The organism is Brevibacillus sp. AF8 (assembly GCF_021270385.1).
Taxonomy (GTDB): Bacteria; Bacillota; Bacilli; order Brevibacillales; family Brevibacillaceae; genus Brevibacillus.
In genome coordinates, this window is the sequence record NZ_JAGQDN010000010.1 from 138,711 (window position 1) to 157,635 (window position 18,925).

The following is an 18,925-nucleotide window of genomic DNA, read 5'->3' on the forward strand; positions in this document are numbered from 1 at the left end:
CTCTGTTTCGGCAAACGATTCAGGGCGGAAAGAGGTGTAGAAGAGATGAAACAAGACATTCATCCTAAGTACAACGTAGTAACAGTTAGCTGCGCATGTGGTAACGAATTTGAATCCGGTTCCGTGAAACAAGCGTTGAAAGTGGAGATCTGCTCCAACTGCCATCCTTTCTTCACAGGAAAACAAAAATTCGTTGATGCAGGCGGCCGTGTAGACCGTTTCAAACGCAAATACAATCTGTAATAATCAGAATGTATGGGAGCAACCAGGTAGAGCAATCTGCCTGGTTTTGTCTTTTTCTGGCACTGATTTTTTGGGGGAGGACAAGTGATGACTGCCATAGTCTGGTTCCGTCGGGATCTGCGCTTGCACGACCATGCTGCTCTGCACGCAGCCATCCTCACAGGTGATCCGATTATTCCTGTTTATATAGTGGATGATTCACTTTGTCTTTCTGCGGCTGTAGGGGAAAAGCGACTTCATGCGCATTTTTCCGCGATAGCTGCACTCGACGACGCTTTGGTTCAACTGGGAGGTCGTCTCTTGATTCGCCACGGCGAACCACACCAAGTGCTTTGCCAATTAGCCGAAGAGACGAGTGCCAATAAGCTGTTTTTCAATCGGGATTATACGCCAGACGCTCGCAAGCGAGACGAGCTCGTGTCAGAAGTGTTGAGCAGTCACGGCGTATTTGTGCATGCATGCAAGGATTTGGTTTTGCATGAGCCGGGGGAAATTATGACGAAGCAGCGGACACCATATGCGGTTTTTACGCCTTATCGCCGCGTTTGGCAGACGTTGCCCAAAGACCGTCCATTCCCTCAACCGACGAGCTGGAATCTATTTGATCGGTTGAAGGAGTTGCCGAGTGAGCCTGTTCCTACTGTGGAAGATTTCGGACGCAACCGACCGTTTGGCACTGAGTGGGAAATGAAGCAGTTCGGGGAGCGAGCCGCACGTCAACGATTGCAGCAATTTTTAGATGGTGACATTTATACGTATAAAGAACAACGTGACATGCCAGGAGTGAATGCGACCTCCCGGCTGTCTTTTGCCCTAAATGCAGGTACTTTGTCTATACGGACGGTGTATCATTGCGTACAGGAAGTGCTTTCCGATGCGCGGGGTGAGCAGGTTACCTCGATCGAAGCTTTTCTGACGGAACTTATTTGGAGAGAATTTTATCAGCAGGTGCTTTTTTTCCATCCGCACACGACTGCCCATGCTTACCTGCCGCAATTTGAAGAGGTCGCTTGGGAAAACAGGAAGGATTTGTTTGCCCGCTGGTGTCAAGGGGAAACGGGTTACCCGATTGTGGATGCTGCCATGAAGCAGTTGAATGAAACGGGATGGATGCACAATCGGCTGCGGATGATTACGGCTTCTTTTTTGACAAAGGATTTGCTTGTGGATTGGCGGTGGGGAATGGCCTATTTCGCACAGCAGTTGATCGATTTCGATGAAGCGGCAAACATCGGGGGCTGGCAGTGGAGTGCTTCGACTGGTACCGACGCGCAACCGTATTTTCGGATTTTTAATCCTGTCACGCAAGGGGAAAAGTTTGATCCAGACGGTGTTTTCGTCAAAAAATATCTTCCCGTATTGCGTGAAGTACCTCTACAATATATTCATAAACCATGGGACATGCCGGAGCATATCCAAGAGCAAGCAGGCTGCAGGATTGGCTTCGACTACCCGCTTCCTTGTGTGGACCATGCACAAAGAAGAAAGTTGGTCATGGCCTTGCTTCAGGAGGCAAAAGACCGCCATGCAAAGACTGAGTAACGACTTTTAGGCAAAGGGAGACAGAGACGTGGCACAACTATATTTTCGGTATGGAGCGATGAATGCTTCCAAATCCATTCAATTATTGACCGTTGCCCACAACTACGAGCAATCGGGGAAAAAAGTAGTAGTGTTTACTCCAGCAGTTGATGATCGCTATGGCGTGGGAAAAGTGGCTTCGCGTGTTGGGATTAGCCGAGAAGCGATTCCGATTAGCGAAGAGACCGATTTGTACCAAATCGTAGAGGCAGAATCAGTCAAGCCGCATTGCGTGTTGGTTGACGAGGCTCAGTTCATCAGCCGCCACCATGTAGATCAGCTCGTCAGGATCGTAGACAAGCTGGGAATCCCTGTAATCGTCTATGGCTTGTTGAAAAACTTCAAGAATGAGCTCTTCCCTGGCAGCGCCGCCCTTTTATGCGAGGCAGACAAAGTAGAAGAAATTAAAACAGTTTGTGTGTACTGCAATAAAAAGGCGACACATATTCTCAAGTTCAAAAATGGACAACCCGTCTACTTTGGGGAGACGATTGAAATTGCTGGAAATGATACATACAGCAGCGTCTGTCGCAAGCATTACTATACCCCTCCAGTTGCCGAATAAAGAAAGCATAAGCCACCCCCTGTTTGTCCCGTGCATGAGCCCAAAAGGCGATGCACAGACTAAGCAAAACAGGAGGTGGCTTTTTCATGTGGACACAGCCAAATTGGCTTTTGCGCAGCCCGCGTGTCGTTCTGGGCTTGGTTGTACTTACGACTGTCCTCACTGTCGGATGCGGGGGAAATACGGCTAAGCAACAGGGCTATAGTACGGATACGAGGAATACCCAGCACAATATGAAGATCAGAGGGGATCAAAGCGGCAATACACTTCAAGGCCGTGCGCCTGTTCCTGCGGATCGTGACCCGTTAATGGGGCGCAATCAGAATCCGAATATGGTTATCGGCCACTGGAACTCACGTAATACCCAAGTCGACGTGACCAATATGGAAAGAATGGCCATGTCGGTAAAAGGTGTGGAAAACGCTCGCATCACACTCAGCGATGCCAATGCATATGTTACTCTTGACCTTGTGCATAACATCACTGCGAATCAAGCGCGAACCATCGAACAGCAGGTGATTTCGCTTCTTCAGGAAAGACTCCCGCGTTACGATTTTCACTTAACCTCGCATGACGGTTACCATCGCTGACAGGTGAGCAGGACGTATGTAGCAAGGCTCGGCATTGCCGGGCCTGTTTGGCATCGGTAAAACATTTCCAGTTATAATGCACTTTGACTTCTTGCGCCATTCCTCCTATAATTTATCTGTTATAACCGTTTTTATGGTAGATAGCATTTTATCGCAATTCATATCTAACATACATGCTACCAAGGCTTCGCCTGCGCCAAAAGGCTATTATTCTTTGCGATGGGGTGAAATAAAAATGTTTACACGCTTATCTGCAGTCGAAGAGCGTTTTGAAGAAGTAACCAACCTCCTATGTGACCCCGACGTCATTAGTGATACAAAACGCTTGCGTGAACTGTCCAAGGAACAATCTTCGTTGGAAGAGACGGTAACGACATACCGTGAATATAAATCAGTGGTGAGTCAAATCGATGACGCCAAAGCGATGCTGGAAGAGAAGCTGGATGACGAGATGCGTGAGATGGTCAAGCTCGAACTCAACGAATTGTCAGCACGCAAGGAACAACTGGAAGATCGCTTGAAGATCCTGTTGCTTCCAAAAGACCCGAACGATGAGAAAAACGTGATTGTAGAAATCCGCGGTGCTGCGGGTGGCGATGAAGCTGCACTATTTGCAGCGGTACTGTTCCGTATGTACACACGTTTTGCGGAGCGCAACGCTTTTAAAATTGAAGTGCTGGAGGCAAGTCCAACCGATATCGGCGGATACAAGGAAATTGTTTTCTCGCTGTCTGGTCGTGGTGCCTACAGCAAAATGAAATTCGAAAGCGGCGCCCATCGTGTGCAACGTATCCCGGCTACTGAGTCAGGCGGACGCATCCATACTTCTACTGCGACCGTACTGGTTCTGCCAGAAGCAGAAGACGTGGAAGTGGAAGTACACGAAAAAGATATCCGCATCGATACGTTCTGCTCCAGTGGTGCGGGCGGTCAGAGCGTTAACACGACCAAGTCTGCGGTGCGCGTAACGCATATTCCTACAGGGATCATGGTTTCTTGTCAGGACGAGAAATCCCAGCATTCCAACAAAGACAAAGCGCTGCGTGTATTACGCGCTCGTCTGTATGATTTCTATATGCAACAACAAAATGCGGAAGCAGATGCTACGCGCAAAAGCTTGGTGGGTACTGGTGACCGAAGCGAGCGTATCCGCACGTACAACTATCCACAAAGCCGCGTGACCGACCACCGCATCGGTCTGACCCTGCACCGATTGGAATCGGTATTGGAAGGCGAATTGGATGAAGTGATCGACAACCTGATCCTGCATGAACAAACGGAGCTTTTGAAAAGCCATGCACACTCAGCTTGATTGGTCTGATGTCACGACGATTCGAGAAGCCCTATTACGGGCTTCTTCCTTTTTGCGGGAAAAAGGGGCAAAGGATCCTTTGTTCGAAGCGGAGCTAATGATTCGTCATTGTCTCGACTGGGATCGGACGCGCTTTTTAATGGCGATGACGGATTCAATCGATGCAGAAACATTAGTGAAGCTGGACGGACTGTGCGTGCGCAGGGCGAATAACGAGCCATTGCAATACATGTTTGGCGAACAGGAGTTTTACGGGCGTCCTTTTACGGTGCGACCAGGGGTGCTGATCCCAAGACCGGAAACGGAAATACTGGTGGAGCAAGTGCTGGCTGTCGCTACAAAGCTCTGGCCTGAGAGCGAAGAGCTAGCGGTGGTGGATATCGGCACAGGGAGTGGAGCCATCTGTATTACGCTAGCGCTAGAAAAACCGCAATGGCGTGTAACTACGGTGGACCTGTCTCCTGAGGCAACGGCAATTGCTCGGGAAAATGCAAGTCATCTTGGTGCGGATGTCCGCTTTCTACAAGGGGATTTGGTGCAGCCGCTTTTGGAAGCTGGCGAAAAGGTAGACATCCTCGTATCCAATCCACCTTATATCCCGAGTCGCGATGTCGAGGAGCTGGACGATGAGGTGCGCGTACATGAGCCTCGCTTGGCTTTGGATGGCGGCGAAGATGGTCTGGATTGCTATCGTCGCTTGTGTGACGCGCTGCCGAATCTATTGAAAGAAAGAGCGGTCGTAGCGTTTGAGGTAGGCATTTATCAGGCTGGGGATGTAGCGGCATTGATGAGGGCATCTGGCGTCATGAATGAGGTAGAGATTGTTCCAGACTTGGCGGGGATCGAGCGGGTTGTTATCGGAGTGAGACGATAGCACTGGCTCGTCTCGCCTTTTTTACATAGGAATGAATGTTTGAAATCGTGTGAATCCGTCCATACTGATTGCTAAAGAGAGAAGATCAGTAGAGAGGGAGACGGATAACGATGAAACGGATGTTGTTAATGGCATTTAGCCTGTTTATGCTTATGATGAGCTGGGAGGGGCAGCTTACTTCGGCCAATGTGTTGGATAATGGGCCGATCCCTCAAGAATCCGTTCGTTTGCGCATTATTGCGAACAGCGATTCGGTCCAAGATCAATGGTTAAAGCGCGAAGTCAGAGATGCGATTATCGCTCAAATGAATACGTGGGCGGACGATATCGAGACTTTGGCGGAAGCAGAGCAAGTGATTCAATCACAATTGCCTGTCCTTCAACAAGTGGTAGACAAGACGATCAAGGAACGCGGTTTTTCATACAAAGCAGTAGTCGATTTCGGCGAAGTTCCTTTTCCAACGAAGCTGTACGGCTCCTATGTGTATCCTGCGGGTAATTACCGAGCAGTCCGTGTACAAATTGGAGAGGCAAAAGGTCAAAACTGGTGGTGTGTCCTGTTCCCGCCGCTCTGCTTTATTGACATGTCCAATGGCGACGCTGTACAAGCCAAGCCAACTCCGGAGCCGGAACAATCTGAGCAAACGACAGTAGCTGTATCCGAGGAAAAGGAAGTAGCGGTCTTCCCTTTGGAAGAGAACGAAGTAGGGTTGAAATCCGAAACAAATAAAGTGGATGCCGAGCAAATGAAGGTAGAGGTAGAAGAAACCGAAGAGGTAGAAAAAGAAGAAGAAGTAACGGCCTCTGCTCCTGAAGTAGAAGTGCGATTTTACTTATGGGAAAAAATCGAGGGCTGGCTCTCCTAGCCGGACATAAAAAAAACGACACCCGCCGCACGTGCAGGTGTCGTTTTGAATTGCCACTGTTACTTTTTGAACAAAGCCTCACGGATCTCAGGCTTCAACAGACTTTGGTAACGATGAGCAGGGATCGTGAACTCTGGCATTCCTGCTGCATAAGCGGCAATTTCATATTGACCAAAATGGATAACCAGGTTGCCGTCTTTAAAGGAGAAGCCTTGATCCTCTCTGATGCCCTCGAATGCATCATAAGGGTTAAAGCCATCCGCCTGAGTCTCTGCTTTGATCTGTTGTGTAATGATTTGATTGAGAATAGTACGGTAGTCATAGCCAGGCTGGAACAGGTCAGCCAGCTTCAGTTGTTTTGCCTTGGCCTGATTATCGATGGTGTAATACGTAACATCCGTCATGCCATGTGCTCCGCCTGTATAAATGTATGTCTGTACGGAGAAAGAAACGAGCTTGCCAGCATTGTGTACCTCATAGGAGATGTCGAGTGCATGAGGGCGTAGCTCCCAGCCGTTCTTTTTCGCGTCTGCTGCATCTTCTTTGCCGGCTTTTTGTCCTTCTGCCAGGCCTGTTTGTGCTTCTTTCAGTAGCGTAGCGTTCAGTTTTGCTTCAAAAGCTTTATCCTTCATCCCGCTAATGACTGGGATGGATACTTTACCTTGAAATTCTTTCGTATCGACCGTAATGGTTTTTGGTGTGAACACGACACCGTTAGCTTGTGGCTCTGGTGCTTGCACAGCAGGCTTTGTGGAGGTTGCGGGTGAAGCGGGTGCTGCAAATACTGGAGCAGCAACGGCTGTTAACAATACAGCTGTGCCAAGCAGGCTGGAAGCTAAAGATTTAAAAGATGACATTTCATTCACGGTCCTTTCGATAAAGGGAAAGTTATTGTTTTGTTTTCGTGTTCATTCTACTACAAGGCTATGACGGATAAAGTTAAAAAAAGGTAACAATGCTCTTTTTTCCACGCTGTTCAGAAAAGTTATTCACAGGTTACCCACAGCCTGTTGAAAACTTTTTGGTGCACATCTATACTTAAGGCACTCCTTACAAAGAAACGAGCTAGAGAAAGGATTTTTTAACGATGGAAATGAATTTTGTGACAAAAGTCTGGTCTGTGGATAACGATGTGGAAAATCAGCATAGTTGTGCACAGATTGTGGATGCAGCCCGTTTTCTTCGAGAAGGGGCAGTTGTGGCGTTTCCCACAGAGACGGTTTACGGCTTGGGAGCGAATGCATTATCAAACGAAGCAGTGGAAAAAATATTTACAGCAAAAGGCAGACCCAGCGATAATCCGCTGATTGTACATATTGGAGCGTGGGACCAGTTGTCCACAGTAGCAAGTGAGGTTCCAGAGAAAGGGAAAAAGCTGATGGAGGCGTTTTGGCCTGGACCCTTGACGGTCATTTTGCCAAAAACAGATCAGGTAGCGTCGCTGGTAACGGCAGGGCTGGATTCAGTCGGGGTTCGCATGCCTGATCATCCGGTTGCCATGGCTTTGATCAAGGAAGCGGGTGTACCGATTGCAGCTCCGAGCGCCAATCGCTCCGGACGTCCGAGTCCAACGACTGCGGCGCATGTATTGGCTGACTTGAATGGACGCGTAGCAGGAGTGGTCGATGGTGGGGCAACAGGTGTTGGGGTAGAGTCTACTGTTATTGATGTGACGCAGGACCCCCCGATGATTCTGCGTCCAGGCGGCATTACACGGGAGCAAATGGAACCAGTGATTGGCTATGTGGAGCTCGACCCTTCTTTTCAAGTGGGAGCAGCCGAGGCACCGCGCTCTCCGGGGATGAAATATACGCATTACGCTCCGGAAGGGGAAATGTGGCTAGTATCAGGAGAGAGTGAAAAAGTTCGGGCAAAAATGGAAGACATGCTGCAACAGGCGAAGCAGCACGGTCAAAAAACGGGTGTGCTGGCAACGGAAGAAACAGCGCCCTTTTGGAAAAGCCACGCGGCGGCAGATGTCGTTCTTGTGGTTGGATCACAAGCGGATCTCGAAGCGGTTGCCCAACAGCTATATGCAGTGCTGCGAGAATTCGACGATCAAGAAGTACAGTATATTGTCGGCGAGACTTTCCCGCGAAACGGGTTGGGTATGGCCGTGATGAATCGCTTGGAAAAGGCTGCTGGAGGCCGCGTCTTGTCCGTGTAAACCTGTCCTAAACTCCCCCTTGTCCGCATAAGGTGAAGAGACGGGAGGGGAGCTGCTTGGATCAGGTGTTATTCCAATGGGGGCAATTTTTGACGTTGCTCATTATTGCTTTCGCCTTAAGTATGGATGCCTTTTCGTTGGGAATTGGCGTAGGGATGGTTGGGATTCGGTTACGAGAGATTATCAAAGTAAGTATCACCATCGGACTGTTTCACATTATGATGCCGATCATCGGGATTGTCGTTGGAGCGTATTTGTCCGATTTGATTGGAGATATAGCCGTGTTTATTGGCGGCGGGGTCCTGATGATCATCGGCTTGCATATGCTATGGAATGGCTTCGTTCAAGGGGATCAAAAAAGTGTGTTGAAGACAAAAGGGTTCGGACTTATGCTCTTCGCATTTAGTGTCAGCCTGGATGCTTTCACCGTCGGTTTCTCGTTCGGCTTGATCGAGGTCAATAGAATTTTGGCCATCGCCCTGTTTGGAGTAATGGGTGCCACGATGTCTTACTTCGGTTTAATGTTAGGCAGGAGTGTGGGAGGGTGGCTTGGGGATTACAGCGAATTAATAGGTGGACTTATTTTGTTTGGTTTTGGGTTAAAATTTATGATATAACCGGGCTTATTAACAGGAGAGGAGGAACCATACGTGAAACGGATACTTTTCGTCTGTACGGGAAATACGTGCCGAAGCCCAATGGCAGAAGCGATGTTCCGTGCGAAGACAGACGGACAGGGGCTTGAAATACGCTCAGCCGGAGTGGCGGCATTTGCTGGTCAGGATGCCTCCTTGCACGCCAAACAAGTATTAGAAGAGCGAGGAATTGCCCACGATCATAAGGCCAGCAAGGTAGATGATGGGTTGATTGAATGGTCTGATGTCATTTTGACGATGACGCACGGTCACAAGCGCGCGATCTTGACGTATTTCCCCTCAGCCGCTGAAAAAGTGCATACCCTACAAGAGTTCGTGGGGATAGAAGGCTTTAGTGATATTGCTGATCCGTATGGGGGATCACTGATGGATTATCGCAGGTGTGCCGAAGAAATCGAAGAGTCACTGGAAAGGCTTTCATTGATGCTCAAGGACCCAGGTCTTCGTAAATCAGTGGATGAATAGGGTGCTGGTGTATAGCCAGGACCTTGTTTTTTGTGAGAGTACGAACGATTTTTTAGTGACTTGATAAAAATGTTCACTTTTTACTTATTGTTTTTTGATGTATACTAGACGAAGATTATGAGACAAGCGAGGGATGACAGATGAAAGTAGCACTTGCTGCTGATCACGGTGGATACAAGCTAAAAGAGGAGATCAAGACTCTGCTGGCCTCCATGAACATCCAAACGGAAGACTTCGGCTGCACCTGCGAGGAATCGGTTGATTATCCCGATTATGCTTTGCCAGTAGCGGAAAAGGTGGCAGCGGGGGAATTTGATCGAGGCATTCTCGTTTGCGGAACAGGTATCGGCATGTCGATCGCAGCCAACAAGGTTCCAGGCATCCGTTGTGCACTTGTGCATGATACGTTTTCCGCACGCGCTACTCGTGAGCATAACAACACCAATGTGTTGGCGATGGGTGAGCGAGTTATTGGACCGGGTCTTGCGCTTGATATCGTGAAAATTTGGTTGGAAACAGAGTTTCAAGGTGGTCGCCACGAGCGCCGTGTAGAAAAGATTTCCCAAATAGAAGCGAAGCATGCGGGAGTGAAGTAAGTGGATTTATCCGCTATCGAAAAACAAATCAATGAAATTGTCGAGGAAGTAGCCGATTTGGCAGAGCTTGCAGCAGGACAACTCATGGTGATTGGGTGCAGTACCAGCGAGGTGCTCGGGGAGCATATTGGAAAAGCTGGCAGCCAAGATGTAGCGAAGGCTCTGTATCGCGGGATCCAGTCTGTTGTAGAGAAGCGCGGCTTTGCTGTGGCCTTTCAATGTTGTGAACATTTGAACAGGGCCCTGGTCGTCGAGCGCGAGGTTGCATTGCGATACGGACTGGAAGAGGTCTCGGTTGTTCCTGTTCCGACTGCTGGAGGCTCTATGGCTGCGCATGCGTTTACACAGTTCATGGATGCAGCCGTTGTGGAGCAAATTCGCGCGCATGCAGGCATAGATATCGGTCATACGCTGATCGGTATGCATCTGAAGCATGTGGCAGTACCGGTACGTCCGAAGCAGCGTCTTGTTGGACAAGCACATGTTACAGCAGCGCGCACACGTCCCAAGCTGATTGGTGGACCGCGCGCCGTTTATGAGAAGACACCACCAAATGAAAGCTGCACATAAAAGAGGAGGAGAAACTACTATGCTAGATTTTTTGCGTAAACAAGACCCGCAAGTATTGGAAGCCATTCAACTGGAGCTCGGAAGACAACGCGACAAGATTGAGCTGATCGCTTCTGAAAACTTCGTAAGCCGCGCAGTCATGGAAGCAATGGGAACCGTTTTGACGAACAAATACGCAGAAGGATACCCAGGCCGTCGCTATTACGGTGGTTGCGAGTATGTGGATATCGTGGAAAACATCGCGCGTGACCGCGTAAAAGAAATTTTTGGCGCTGAGCATGCAAACGTACAACCACACTCCGGCGCTCAGGCGAACATGGCTGTATACTTCACGATTCTTCAGCCAGGAGACACCGTATTGGGAATGAACCTGTCCCATGGTGGTCACTTGACGCATGGTAGCGCAGTAAACTTCTCCGGTACTCTGTACAATTTCGTTGATTACGGTGTAGACGAAGATACGCACCTGATCAACTATGAAGTTGTTCGTGCAAAAGCATTGGAGCACAAGCCAAAACTGATCGTTTGTGGGGCGAGTGCCTATCCGCGTACGATTGATTTTGCCAAGTTCCGTGAGATCGCGGATGAGGTGGGCGCGTACTTCATGGTGGATATGGCGCACATCGCTGGTCTGGTTGCGGCAGGTCTGCATCCAAACCCAGTACCGCATGCACATTTCGTTACTTCTACGACGCACAAGACTCTGCGTGGACCGCGTGGCGGTTTGATTTTGTGCAAGGAAGAATTCGCGAAAGGCATCGACAAATCCGTATTCCCAGGCGTTCAAGGTGGTCCGTTGATGCATGTGATCGCAGCAAAAGCGGTTGCCTTCGGTGAAAACCTGCAACCAGAATTCAAGGATTATGCAAATCGCATCATCAAGAATGCGCGTGCGTTTGCTGAGGCACTGACTGCTGAAGGTCTGACGCTAGTTTCCGGCGGAACGGATAACCACCTCGTATTGGTTGATGTAAGCAAAATCGGCCTGACAGGTAAAGTGGCTGAACATCTGCTGGACGAAGTAAGCATTACTACGAACAAAAATACGATTCCTTACGATACACAAAGCCCGTTTGTTACAAGCGGTGTCCGCATGGGTACGCCAGCAGTTACAAGCCGCGGTTTTGATGAGGAAGCAATGAAAGAAGTAGCAGCGATTATCGCTCTGACATTGAAAAATCCAGAGGATGCTGCGAAGCACGAGGAAGCACGCCAACGTGTGGCAGCTTTGTGCCAACGCTTCCCGATGTACGAAGGCTTGAATATCTAAGCAAGGCAACGTGAAGCAGACCCGGTGGAAAATTCCCCATACGGGTCTGCTTTTTTTCCACTTCGCGGCTGTCGTTAGGGATCAAGGATGTGAAAAAGTACGAAGATTAGGCAAATTGACGGCACCACTCTCACCAGCTATTATAGAAAGGATGTATTGATAGGGAAACGGAGGAAATGACATGAGCCGTGTATATGTGTTTGACCATCCGCTGATTCAGCATAAAGTTACGTATATTCGTGACAAGAATACAGGGACCAAGGAATTTCGCGAACTGGTAGATGAAGTGACTACTCTGATGGGCTATGAAATTACCCGTGATATGCCGTTGGAGGAAACCACTATCGAAACGCCAGTGGCTACCTGTCAGTCGAATGTAATTGCTGGTAAAAAAGTAGGGTTGGTACCGATTCTTCGTGCTGGTCTTGGTATGGTGGATGGCCTGATGAGGCTGATCCCTGCTGCCAAAGTAGGACACGTAGGTCTTTACCGTGATCCGGAAACCCTGCAGCCTGTTGAGTATTATGTGAAGCTGCCATCCGATGTTGCTGAGCGTGAGTTGATCGTAACTGACCCAATGCTGGCGACTGGTGGCTCTGCTGTTGCCGCTCTTACTGCTTTGAAAAAACGTGGAGCGAAAAACTTGAAACTGATGTGCCTTATCGCTGCTCCAGAAGGCATCAAGCTGGTTCAGGACGAGCATCCTGATGTAGATATCTATGTAGCAGCTGTTGATGAATATTTAAACGACCATGGATACATCGTGCCAGGCTTGGGCGATGCGGGTGACCGCTTGTACGGCACGAAGTAGTCGGAGAGGGAAAAACGGATGAAAACTGTAAAAGTAATGACGGTATTCGGCACACGTCCGGAAGCGATCAAAATGGCACCGCTTGTCCATGAATTGAACAAGTACAGCGAACAGATCGAATCTGTCGTTTGCGTGACGGCCCAACATCGTCAAATGCTCGATCAGGTTTTGGACATTTTTGATATTCAACCAGACATTGACTTGAACATCATGAAGGATCGCCAAACGCTGGTGGGTGTGACCACTCGCGCATTGGAGAGCCTGGATGAAACAATGAAGGAAGTAAAACCGGACATCGTCCTCGTACACGGGGATACGACAACCACTTTTGTGGCGAGTCTGGCTGCTTTTTACAACCAGGTAGCAATTGGTCACGTGGAAGCGGGCTTGCGCACATGGGACAAGTACTCGCCGTTCCCGGAAGAGATGAATCGTCAGCTGACAGGTGTCATGGCTGACCTTCACTTCTCCCCGACCAATGGATCGGCTGACAACCTTCGTCGCGAAGCAAAGCCGGAAAAGAGCATCTACGTGACAGGAAACACTGCAATTGACGCGTTGAAAACGACCGTTCGCGAGGATTACACGCATCCGGTGCTTGATCGCGTAGCTGGTCAGAAGCTGGTGTTGATGACGGCACACCGCCGCGAAAATTTGGGCGAGCCGATGCGTCGTATTTTCCGTGCAGTTCGAAGACTGGTGGATGAGCATCCTGAGATTGCTGTTGTGTATCCGGTTCACTTGAATCCTGCTGTACAAGAAGTGGCGCAGGAGATTCTCGGGAATCACGATCGCATTTCGTTGATCGAACCATTGGATGCCCTTGATTTCCACAACTTCGCTCGTCGCTCCCATCTCATCCTGACCGATTCCGGCGGGGTGCAGGAGGAAGCGCCGTCTCTTGGCGTGCCAGTCCTGGTTCTGCGCGATACGACAGAACGTCCTGAGGGAATTGAAGCAGGCACGTTGAAACTCGTGGGAACCGACGAAGAGCAAGTGTATGCAATGGCAAAAGAATTGCTGACCAACCAAGCGGCTTACGATGCAATGGCGCATGCTGTCAACCCATATGGGGATGGCGAGGCTTCCCGTCGTATCGTAGAAGCAATCCTCTATCATTTTGGTTTGCGGGCTGAACAACCAGAGCCTTTCCAACCAGGTCAGTAACATACAGCTAGGAAAACCCGCCAGGTACCGTTCGTCAAAACCGGGCGGGTTTCTTGTTGTAGAGCGATTTTTGGGGTTTCGATGACTGATGATTTGGTATGTTTTTCTAATAGGGAATCGAGAGAATTGGCGAAACTATCCATGACCTTTTGCGTCTAATATTTAGTTGCTTGGCTTAGATGGTAGAAAGACAGAGTTTGGAATACGGAGAGGAGTTACCAACATGAGAGCGCAAAGGATAGTGACGCTGCTCACGGCTACGACCATGGCCTGGGGAGCTTTTGTTCCGTTTGTGCCGTTTGCGACCAATGTCGCACACGCCAGAGCGGAGACAAGTGCATTGAATATGATGTGGCAAACCCCAATTGGTGAGGGGACCACTTTACAGAAATATACGAAATCATTTGCCAATCAAGTAGTCACGATCATGGTAACCAAGGTTGATCTGAATAATCCTTACGTTGAGGTCAAACCGGTATACGGAACGAAAGGCAAGCTGACAGACAGGCAGACGGTTACACAAATGGCGCGTGAAACTGGAGCTATAGCAGCGATCAATGCCGACTTTTTTAACATGTCCAAACGGGGAGCGCCGTTTGGTATCGTCATGAAAGACGATGAACTCATTTCGTCCATGGGTTTGGTCTCCTACTGGTACGCGCTGGGCTTGACTGGCGACAAGATGGCCATCGTCGACAAGTTTGGGTTTGGCGGCAAGGTTACGGCTCCTAATGGCGCTACCTATTCGATTCAGGGTGTCAACAAGGAAGAGTACAACCCGAGTGATTCACGAAAAAGTCACCAGAACCAACTGAACGTCTATACCCCTTCCTTTGGCAAAACCAGCTTGGGGACGATACCGGGCTACAAAGATGTCGTCGAGATTTTGTTTGTAGACAACGTAGCCAAAGAAGTTCGTGTGAATCAACCTGGCGTATACATACCTTACAACGGCTATGTCCTTTGGGGACATGGAGCAGCAGGAGCATTCCTCAAGCAAAACTTCCCTGTAGGCGCTACTGCAGCGGTTGAGTACCAAACGACACCACAGACACTCAACCTAAAGCAAGCGGTAGGCGGCAATGTGATTTTGGTTGATCAAGGGAAAGCCCTCACTTCCTTTCAAGCGGACAAGTCCATCATCAACAAGACGGCACGCACATCGGTCGGAGTTTCCCAGGACGGGAAGACCTTGTACATGGTCACGATCGATGCGAGCCAAGGCGTTTATTTGGACGAGCTGGCAAAAATCATGGCGGAGCTCGGCTCTTATCGGGCTGTAAACTTTGACGGTGGTGGCTCTACGACCATGGCAGCTCGCATGCTGGGTGAGACACACGCAAATTTGGCGAATAAGCCGAGCGGCGGTGCTGAGCGCCGAGTGCCTACTGGACTGGCCGTATACAACACGGCACCTGCGGGAGAATTGAGAGGCTTCCAAATCGATGTACCGGCAGATGTGCTTATCGGACAATCTATCCCGCTCAGCGCATCCAAAGGTTATGACGTGCATTACCAGCCGTATGCGATCAATGCAGGCGATGTGAGCTGGGATGCTAGTCAGTCCGAAGCGGGCTCCGTAAATGGCAAGCACTTCACACCAGCTCGCTCTGGCAAGATCACATTGACTGCGCGATTGGGCAATGTGACGCAAAATAAAGACATTCAAGTCATTTCCGGCAACGATGTTCAGCAAATCATCGTTTCCCCGAATCCGATCACGATTGCACCGGGACAATCCCTTACTCTCGATGTCAAAATCAAAACGAAAAAGGGCTCAACCGTACAAGCGACACCACTTAGCGTAAAAGCGAGTGTCGATTCTTCTGTAGCGACGATCAACGACAATCTGCAACTGGTAGCAGGCAATGAGCCGGGCAACGGAAACCTGACGATTACGTATGATGGCGTGGCGACAACCGTACCATTTGCCGTTGGACAATTTGAGCAGCCATGGCTGACCTTCGATAATCAGGCCGGCATGTACCATGCAGCGAATCCATCCAGCATCAGTTCGGCTGGTTCGTTTGCGCTCGTTTCCGATCAGACATTCCGCACGAAAAAGGCAGCGAAGCTGGTGTACAACTTCTCTGGGGCACCAGCGAACAACATGCGGATTTCGTACGGCGTTCTGGGGGCAAAACCTGTGACCATTCCTGGCAAGCCGCTCGGATTGGGCTTGTGGGTCAATGGTGACAACAGCGGACATTGGCTCCGTGCTGAAGCAGTCGATGCAAACGGGAAGCCGGTCTACGTCGATCTGGCTAAAGAGATCAATTGGACAGGCTGGAAGCAAGTGAAAGGCTACTTCCCGAGCAATGTTGCCTATCCATTGCAATTGAAGAGTGTGTATGTCGTTGACCAAGCCAATGATGGCATTACACACGACAAAGGAACACTGTACTTCGACGAATTCTCGCTCCTCTTGGGCAACCAGACAGGTCAGCCAAGCGATGCGGCGGTTGTCCCTGAACTGCCAGGCAGCATGTCACTCGGAGCGGAGCTTGATCTCCATTACTCCTTAGAAAATACCGCATCTTATCTGGATAGTGCACTGATTGATGTGGAGTCGATCGTGACCCAGCCAATGCCAGGATATGTACCTGCCGATTACTCGTTTACGATTAAGCCGGGCGAACTAAAAGCAGGGCAAGAGGACGCGATTTCAACCTCGTCGATTCAGTTGACACTGGCACCGAAGCAATGGCTCGCTGGAAAAGGCGTTGGACTCTTGTACGTAAACCAAGTAAACAATACGTTGGATCCGCTTCTGGGAACCATGAATGCTCAAGGTCAGTGGGTATATGAAGTCAATAGCTACGGCAAGTACATTCCGTACTACCTGGACAATGCAGGCACGAGCAGCGCTGGATTTACAGATATCACGAAGCATCCAGCCAAGGCAGAAATCACCTACATGGCGGAAAAGGGCTACGTGAAGGGTTTGACGGAGACGACGTTTGGCCCAGAGGTTTCTCTGACAAGAGCACAGTTCGTCACCCTGCTCTCGCGCTCTTTTGGGTGGGAGCTTCCTTCCTCGCCAAAGCTGAAATTCAAGGATAAGGTGCCTTCCTATGCGCAAGGTGCCGTACAGGTTGCCGTTTCCAAAGGTCTGGTGAAGGGGTATAACGATAATACCTTCCGTCCGGATCAGCCGGTGACTCGCGCAGAGGCCGCAGTCATTCTCGATCGTCTCGTGAATAAAAAGGGAGCGGCGAAAAAGCTCTCCGATAAAGGGACCTGGCCATCCTGGGCAACTACATCTATCAACAACATGGTCGGACTCGGTCTGATTGATCCAGTTGGATCAAATTACCAACCAAATGAACCGACGACGAGAGCAGTGTGTGTCGTAGCGCTGTATCGCATCCTGCATCAAGATAAATAGAATCGGAATATAAAAGGTCAAGCTTCTCTAACGAAGAGAAGCTTGACCTTTTTTGTTGCCTTCCTGAGTTTTAGAAGGTATCGATAAACTGACAAAGCTGGTGAGAAGAAAAAGCGCAGGGCTCGTAGACCTTGACAACGCCTTCCCAGTCGGAGCTTCCAAAAGGGGACCACGCTTGTCGAACACTTCTTCCTTGAGAAGCTTCCGCCCGTAGGGTGGCTTTGGCTCGACGGTCCCCTTTTGGAAGTGGAGACGGACAGTAAATCCCCTTTGCGGGCGTGTCAGAGTCGAAGAGAACTGCGCTTTTTCTTCTCCTCCCCTATGTTGACTCAAACCAGAAAGTCCTTTTATTTTTCAAGATCAAAAAAAGCTTTGTCAAAATGAGTTAACCATTTTAAAATAACAGTTAACAAATATATGTTAACCAAGGTTGTGATTTGGTTGTTAAAAAGTTATGCAGAGCTCTCTGCCAAAAACAAGCGATACGTGTGGCATCCCTTCACCCAAATGAAAGACTACGTCGCACAGGAGCCATTGATTATTGCGAGAGGAGAAGGGATCAAGCTGTTCGATGTGAACGGCAAGGCTTATTACGACGGCTTTTCCTCCGTGTGGTTGAACGTCCATGGTCACAACGTTCCCGAGCTAAATCAGGCAATCACAGACCAGCTCGACCAGATTGCCCACTCTACCTTGCTCGGCATGGCAAACGTCCCATCCATTTTATTAGCGGAAAAACTGATCCAGCTCGCTCCAAAAGGATTGAGCAAGGTCTTTTACTCTGACAACGGGGCAACGGCGGTCGAAATCTCACTGAAAATGGCGTTCCAATACTGGCAAAATCGCGGGCAGACCGGCAAGCATTCGTTTATCACGATGAACAATGCCTATCACGGGGATACGATTGGAGCTACCAGCGTGGGAGCCATTCCTCTCTACCATCAAGTTTACAAACCACTGCTCTTTTCTCCACACGTCATTCCATACCCTTATCCATACCGGCAGGGAGGAGAAGAAGCAGCCGTTCAGGCCACGTTGAGCAGTCTGGAAAGCTTGCTTCGGGAAAGAGCTCATGAGATTGCGGCGATGATCGTAGAGCCTGTCGTGCAGGGAGCAAGTGGCATGATTATCATGCCAGACGGTTGCTTGAAAAAAATCGCGGAGCTGTTGCGCGCCCATGATGTATTGCTGATCGCAGACGAGGTAGCAACAGGATTTGGACGCACAGGCAAAATGTTCGCTTGTGAGCATGATGGGGTCGTGCCGGACATCATGGCGGTTGCGAAAGGGCTCACGGGCGGGTATTTACCAGTAGCGGCTACCTTAGTAACCGAGCAGATTTATGATGCTTTTTTCGCCGACTATGAGGAACAGAAAACCTTCTTTCACGGACATTCGTTCACAGGAAATCCACTCGGCTGTGCAGTTGCTCTCGCCAACCTGCGGCTGATGGAGGAGCGCGGAGTCGTTCAACAAGTAGCAAAAAAGGCAATCGATCTGGATCAATTGCTAGGGCCGTTATACGACCTGCCTCATGTAGGAGAAATTCGGCAAAAAGGTCTGATGGCGGGAATCGAGCTGGTTCGGGATAAAGAGACCAAGGAGCCTTATCACTGGAATGAGCGGATCGGTGTACGTGTCTGTCAGGCAGCAAGAGAAAAAGGGCTTTTGACACGACCGTTGGGCAACGTCATCGTTTTTATCCCACCGCTTGTATCTACAACCGAAGAATTGGCTGACATGGTTCGGATTTTGGCGGAATCGATTCAGGACGTAACGACAGGCGATACGAGGAGTGATTGAT

The 18,925-nt window shown here is 49.6% G+C and carries 18 protein-coding genes; 17 read left to right on the plus strand and 1 reads right to left on the minus strand.

Features of this window, described 5'->3' with window-relative positions:
• Positions 1–45 precede the first annotated feature (45 nt).
• The 7 genes from rpmE (at position 46) to spoIIR (ending at position 6,031) form a co-directional block, all read left to right on the plus strand.
• Positions 46–243, plus strand: coding sequence for a 50S ribosomal protein L31 (gene rpmE / locus KB186_RS15170; protein WP_015893651.1), 198 nt, complete (start codon positions 46–48; stop codon positions 241–243).
• Positions 244–330: 87 nt separating this feature from the next.
• Entirely contained in the window at positions 331–1,785 is a 1,455-nt protein-coding gene (locus tag KB186_RS15175; RefSeq protein WP_232773913.1) for a cryptochrome/photolyase family protein, read from the plus strand.
• Positions 1,786–1,813: 28 nt separating this feature from the next.
• Positions 1,814–2,389 carry a thymidine kinase gene (locus KB186_RS15180; protein ID WP_232773914.1) on the plus strand — a complete coding sequence of 192 codons (576 nt, stop codon included), beginning with the start codon at positions 1,814–1,816 and terminating at the stop codon, positions 2,387–2,389.
• An 86-nt stretch (positions 2,390–2,475) separates the two neighbouring features.
• Positions 2,476–2,979 carry a sporulation protein gene (locus tag KB186_RS15185; protein WP_173610451.1) on the plus strand — a complete coding sequence of 168 codons (504 nt, stop codon included), beginning with the start codon at positions 2,476–2,478 and terminating at the stop codon, positions 2,977–2,979.
• Positions 2,980–3,214: 235 nt separating this feature from the next.
• Entirely contained in the window at positions 3,215–4,291 is a 1,077-nt protein-coding gene (gene prfA, locus KB186_RS15190) for a peptide chain release factor 1 (protein ID WP_047069834.1), read from the plus strand.
• The gene (gene prmC / locus KB186_RS15195; protein ID WP_232773915.1) at positions 4,275–5,165 is read left to right on the plus strand and encodes a peptide chain release factor N(5)-glutamine methyltransferase; all 891 of its coding nucleotides are present in this window, start codon (positions 4,275–4,277) and stop codon (positions 5,163–5,165) included. Before prfA ends, prmC begins: the two co-directional genes overlap by 17 nt.
• Before the next feature lie 110 nt (positions 5,166–5,275).
• Positions 5,276–6,031, plus strand: coding sequence for a stage II sporulation protein R (gene spoIIR / locus KB186_RS15200; RefSeq protein ID WP_232773916.1), 756 nt, complete (start codon positions 5,276–5,278; stop codon positions 6,029–6,031).
• 59 nt (positions 6,032–6,090) lie between these two features.
• Here spoIIR and KB186_RS15205 read toward each other — a convergent pair whose 3' ends face one another.
• The gene (locus KB186_RS15205; protein WP_173610454.1) at positions 6,091–6,888 is read right to left on the minus strand and encodes a DUF3298 and DUF4163 domain-containing protein; all 798 of its coding nucleotides are present in this window, start codon (positions 6,886–6,888) and stop codon (positions 6,091–6,093) included.
• Positions 6,889–7,118: 230 nt separating this feature from the next.
• On the opposite strand from KB186_RS15205, the gene KB186_RS15210 reads away from it, so the two are divergent.
• From KB186_RS15210 to bioA, 10 genes are all read left to right on the plus strand, one after another.
• Entirely contained in the window at positions 7,119–8,198 is a 1,080-nt protein-coding gene (locus tag KB186_RS15210) for an L-threonylcarbamoyladenylate synthase (RefSeq protein WP_232773917.1), read from the plus strand.
• Between the two features lie 56 nt (positions 8,199–8,254).
• Positions 8,255–8,815, plus strand: a complete 561-nt coding sequence (locus tag KB186_RS15215; RefSeq protein WP_173610456.1) for a manganese efflux pump MntP — start codon at positions 8,255–8,257, stop codon at positions 8,813–8,815.
• A 33-nt stretch (positions 8,816–8,848) separates the two neighbouring features.
• Positions 8,849–9,319 (plus strand): low molecular weight protein arginine phosphatase, encoded by a 471-nt coding sequence (locus KB186_RS15220; RefSeq protein WP_088909763.1) that lies wholly within the window; start codon positions 8,849–8,851, stop codon positions 9,317–9,319.
• Positions 9,320–9,459: 140 nt separating this feature from the next.
• The gene (gene rpiB, locus KB186_RS15225) at positions 9,460–9,915 is read left to right on the plus strand and encodes a ribose 5-phosphate isomerase B (RefSeq protein WP_007725502.1); all 456 of its coding nucleotides are present in this window, start codon (positions 9,460–9,462) and stop codon (positions 9,913–9,915) included.
• Positions 9,916–10,485: a TIGR01440 family protein gene (locus KB186_RS15230; RefSeq protein ID WP_221867350.1), complete on the plus strand. Its 570-nt coding sequence runs from the start codon at positions 9,916–9,918 to the stop codon at positions 10,483–10,485. It begins immediately after the preceding gene.
• A gap of 19 nt (positions 10,486–10,504) precedes the next feature.
• Positions 10,505–11,755 (plus strand): serine hydroxymethyltransferase, encoded by a 1,251-nt coding sequence (locus KB186_RS15235; RefSeq protein ID WP_173610458.1) that lies wholly within the window; start codon positions 10,505–10,507, stop codon positions 11,753–11,755.
• A 181-nt stretch (positions 11,756–11,936) separates the two neighbouring features.
• The gene (gene upp, locus KB186_RS15240) at positions 11,937–12,566 is read left to right on the plus strand and encodes a uracil phosphoribosyltransferase (RefSeq protein WP_047069825.1); all 630 of its coding nucleotides are present in this window, start codon (positions 11,937–11,939) and stop codon (positions 12,564–12,566) included.
• A gap of 18 nt (positions 12,567–12,584) precedes the next feature.
• Positions 12,585–13,733 (plus strand): non-hydrolyzing UDP-N-acetylglucosamine 2-epimerase, encoded by a 1,149-nt coding sequence (wecB, locus tag KB186_RS15245; protein WP_173610459.1) that lies wholly within the window; start codon positions 12,585–12,587, stop codon positions 13,731–13,733.
• Positions 13,734–13,956: 223 nt separating this feature from the next.
• On the plus strand, positions 13,957–17,121 hold the full coding sequence (locus KB186_RS15250) for a phosphodiester glycosidase family protein (protein WP_232773918.1): 3,165 nt from the start codon (positions 13,957–13,959) through the stop codon (positions 17,119–17,121).
• A 417-nt stretch (positions 17,122–17,538) separates the two neighbouring features.
• Positions 17,539–18,924, plus strand: coding sequence for an adenosylmethionine--8-amino-7-oxononanoate transaminase (bioA, locus tag KB186_RS15255; protein ID WP_173610461.1), 1,386 nt, complete (start codon positions 17,539–17,541; stop codon positions 18,922–18,924).
• Position 18,925: the final 1 nt, after the last annotated feature.

What these genes read in the sequence shown, in the direction of transcription:
- prmC (WP_232773915.1), top strand. Translation starts at nt 4,275, where the DNA reads ATGCACACTCAGCTTGATTGGTCTGATGTCACGACGATTCGAGAAGCC.
- upp (WP_047069825.1), top strand. Translation starts at nt 11,937, where the DNA reads ATGAGCCGTGTATATGTGTTTGACCATCCGCTGATTCAGCATAAAGTT.
- KB186_RS15235 (WP_173610458.1), top strand. Translation starts at nt 10,505, where the DNA reads ATGCTAGATTTTTTGCGTAAACAAGACCCGCAAGTATTGGAAGCCATT.
- bioA (WP_173610461.1), top strand. Translation starts at nt 17,539, where the DNA reads ATGTTAACCAAGGTTGTGATTTGGTTGTTAAAAAGTTATGCAGAGCTC.
- spoIIR (WP_232773916.1), top strand. Translation starts at nt 5,276, where the DNA reads ATGAAACGGATGTTGTTAATGGCATTTAGCCTGTTTATGCTTATGATG.
- KB186_RS15185 (WP_173610451.1), top strand. Translation starts at nt 2,476, where the DNA reads ATGTGGACACAGCCAAATTGGCTTTTGCGCAGCCCGCGTGTCGTTCTG.
- wecB (WP_173610459.1), top strand. Translation starts at nt 12,585, where the DNA reads ATGAAAACTGTAAAAGTAATGACGGTATTCGGCACACGTCCGGAAGCG.
- rpmE (WP_015893651.1), top strand. Translation starts at nt 46, where the DNA reads ATGAAACAAGACATTCATCCTAAGTACAACGTAGTAACAGTTAGCTGC.
- prfA (WP_047069834.1), top strand. Translation starts at nt 3,215, where the DNA reads ATGTTTACACGCTTATCTGCAGTCGAAGAGCGTTTTGAAGAAGTAACC.
- KB186_RS15175 (WP_232773913.1), top strand. Translation starts at nt 331, where the DNA reads ATGACTGCCATAGTCTGGTTCCGTCGGGATCTGCGCTTGCACGACCAT.
- KB186_RS15205 (WP_173610454.1), bottom strand. Translation starts at nt 6,888, where the DNA reads ATGTCATCTTTTAAATCTTTAGCTTCCAGCCTGCTTGGCACAGCTGTA.
- rpiB (WP_007725502.1), top strand. Translation starts at nt 9,460, where the DNA reads ATGAAAGTAGCACTTGCTGCTGATCACGGTGGATACAAGCTAAAAGAG.
- KB186_RS15250 (WP_232773918.1), top strand. Translation starts at nt 13,957, where the DNA reads ATGAGAGCGCAAAGGATAGTGACGCTGCTCACGGCTACGACCATGGCC.
- KB186_RS15210 (WP_232773917.1), top strand. Translation starts at nt 7,119, where the DNA reads ATGGAAATGAATTTTGTGACAAAAGTCTGGTCTGTGGATAACGATGTG.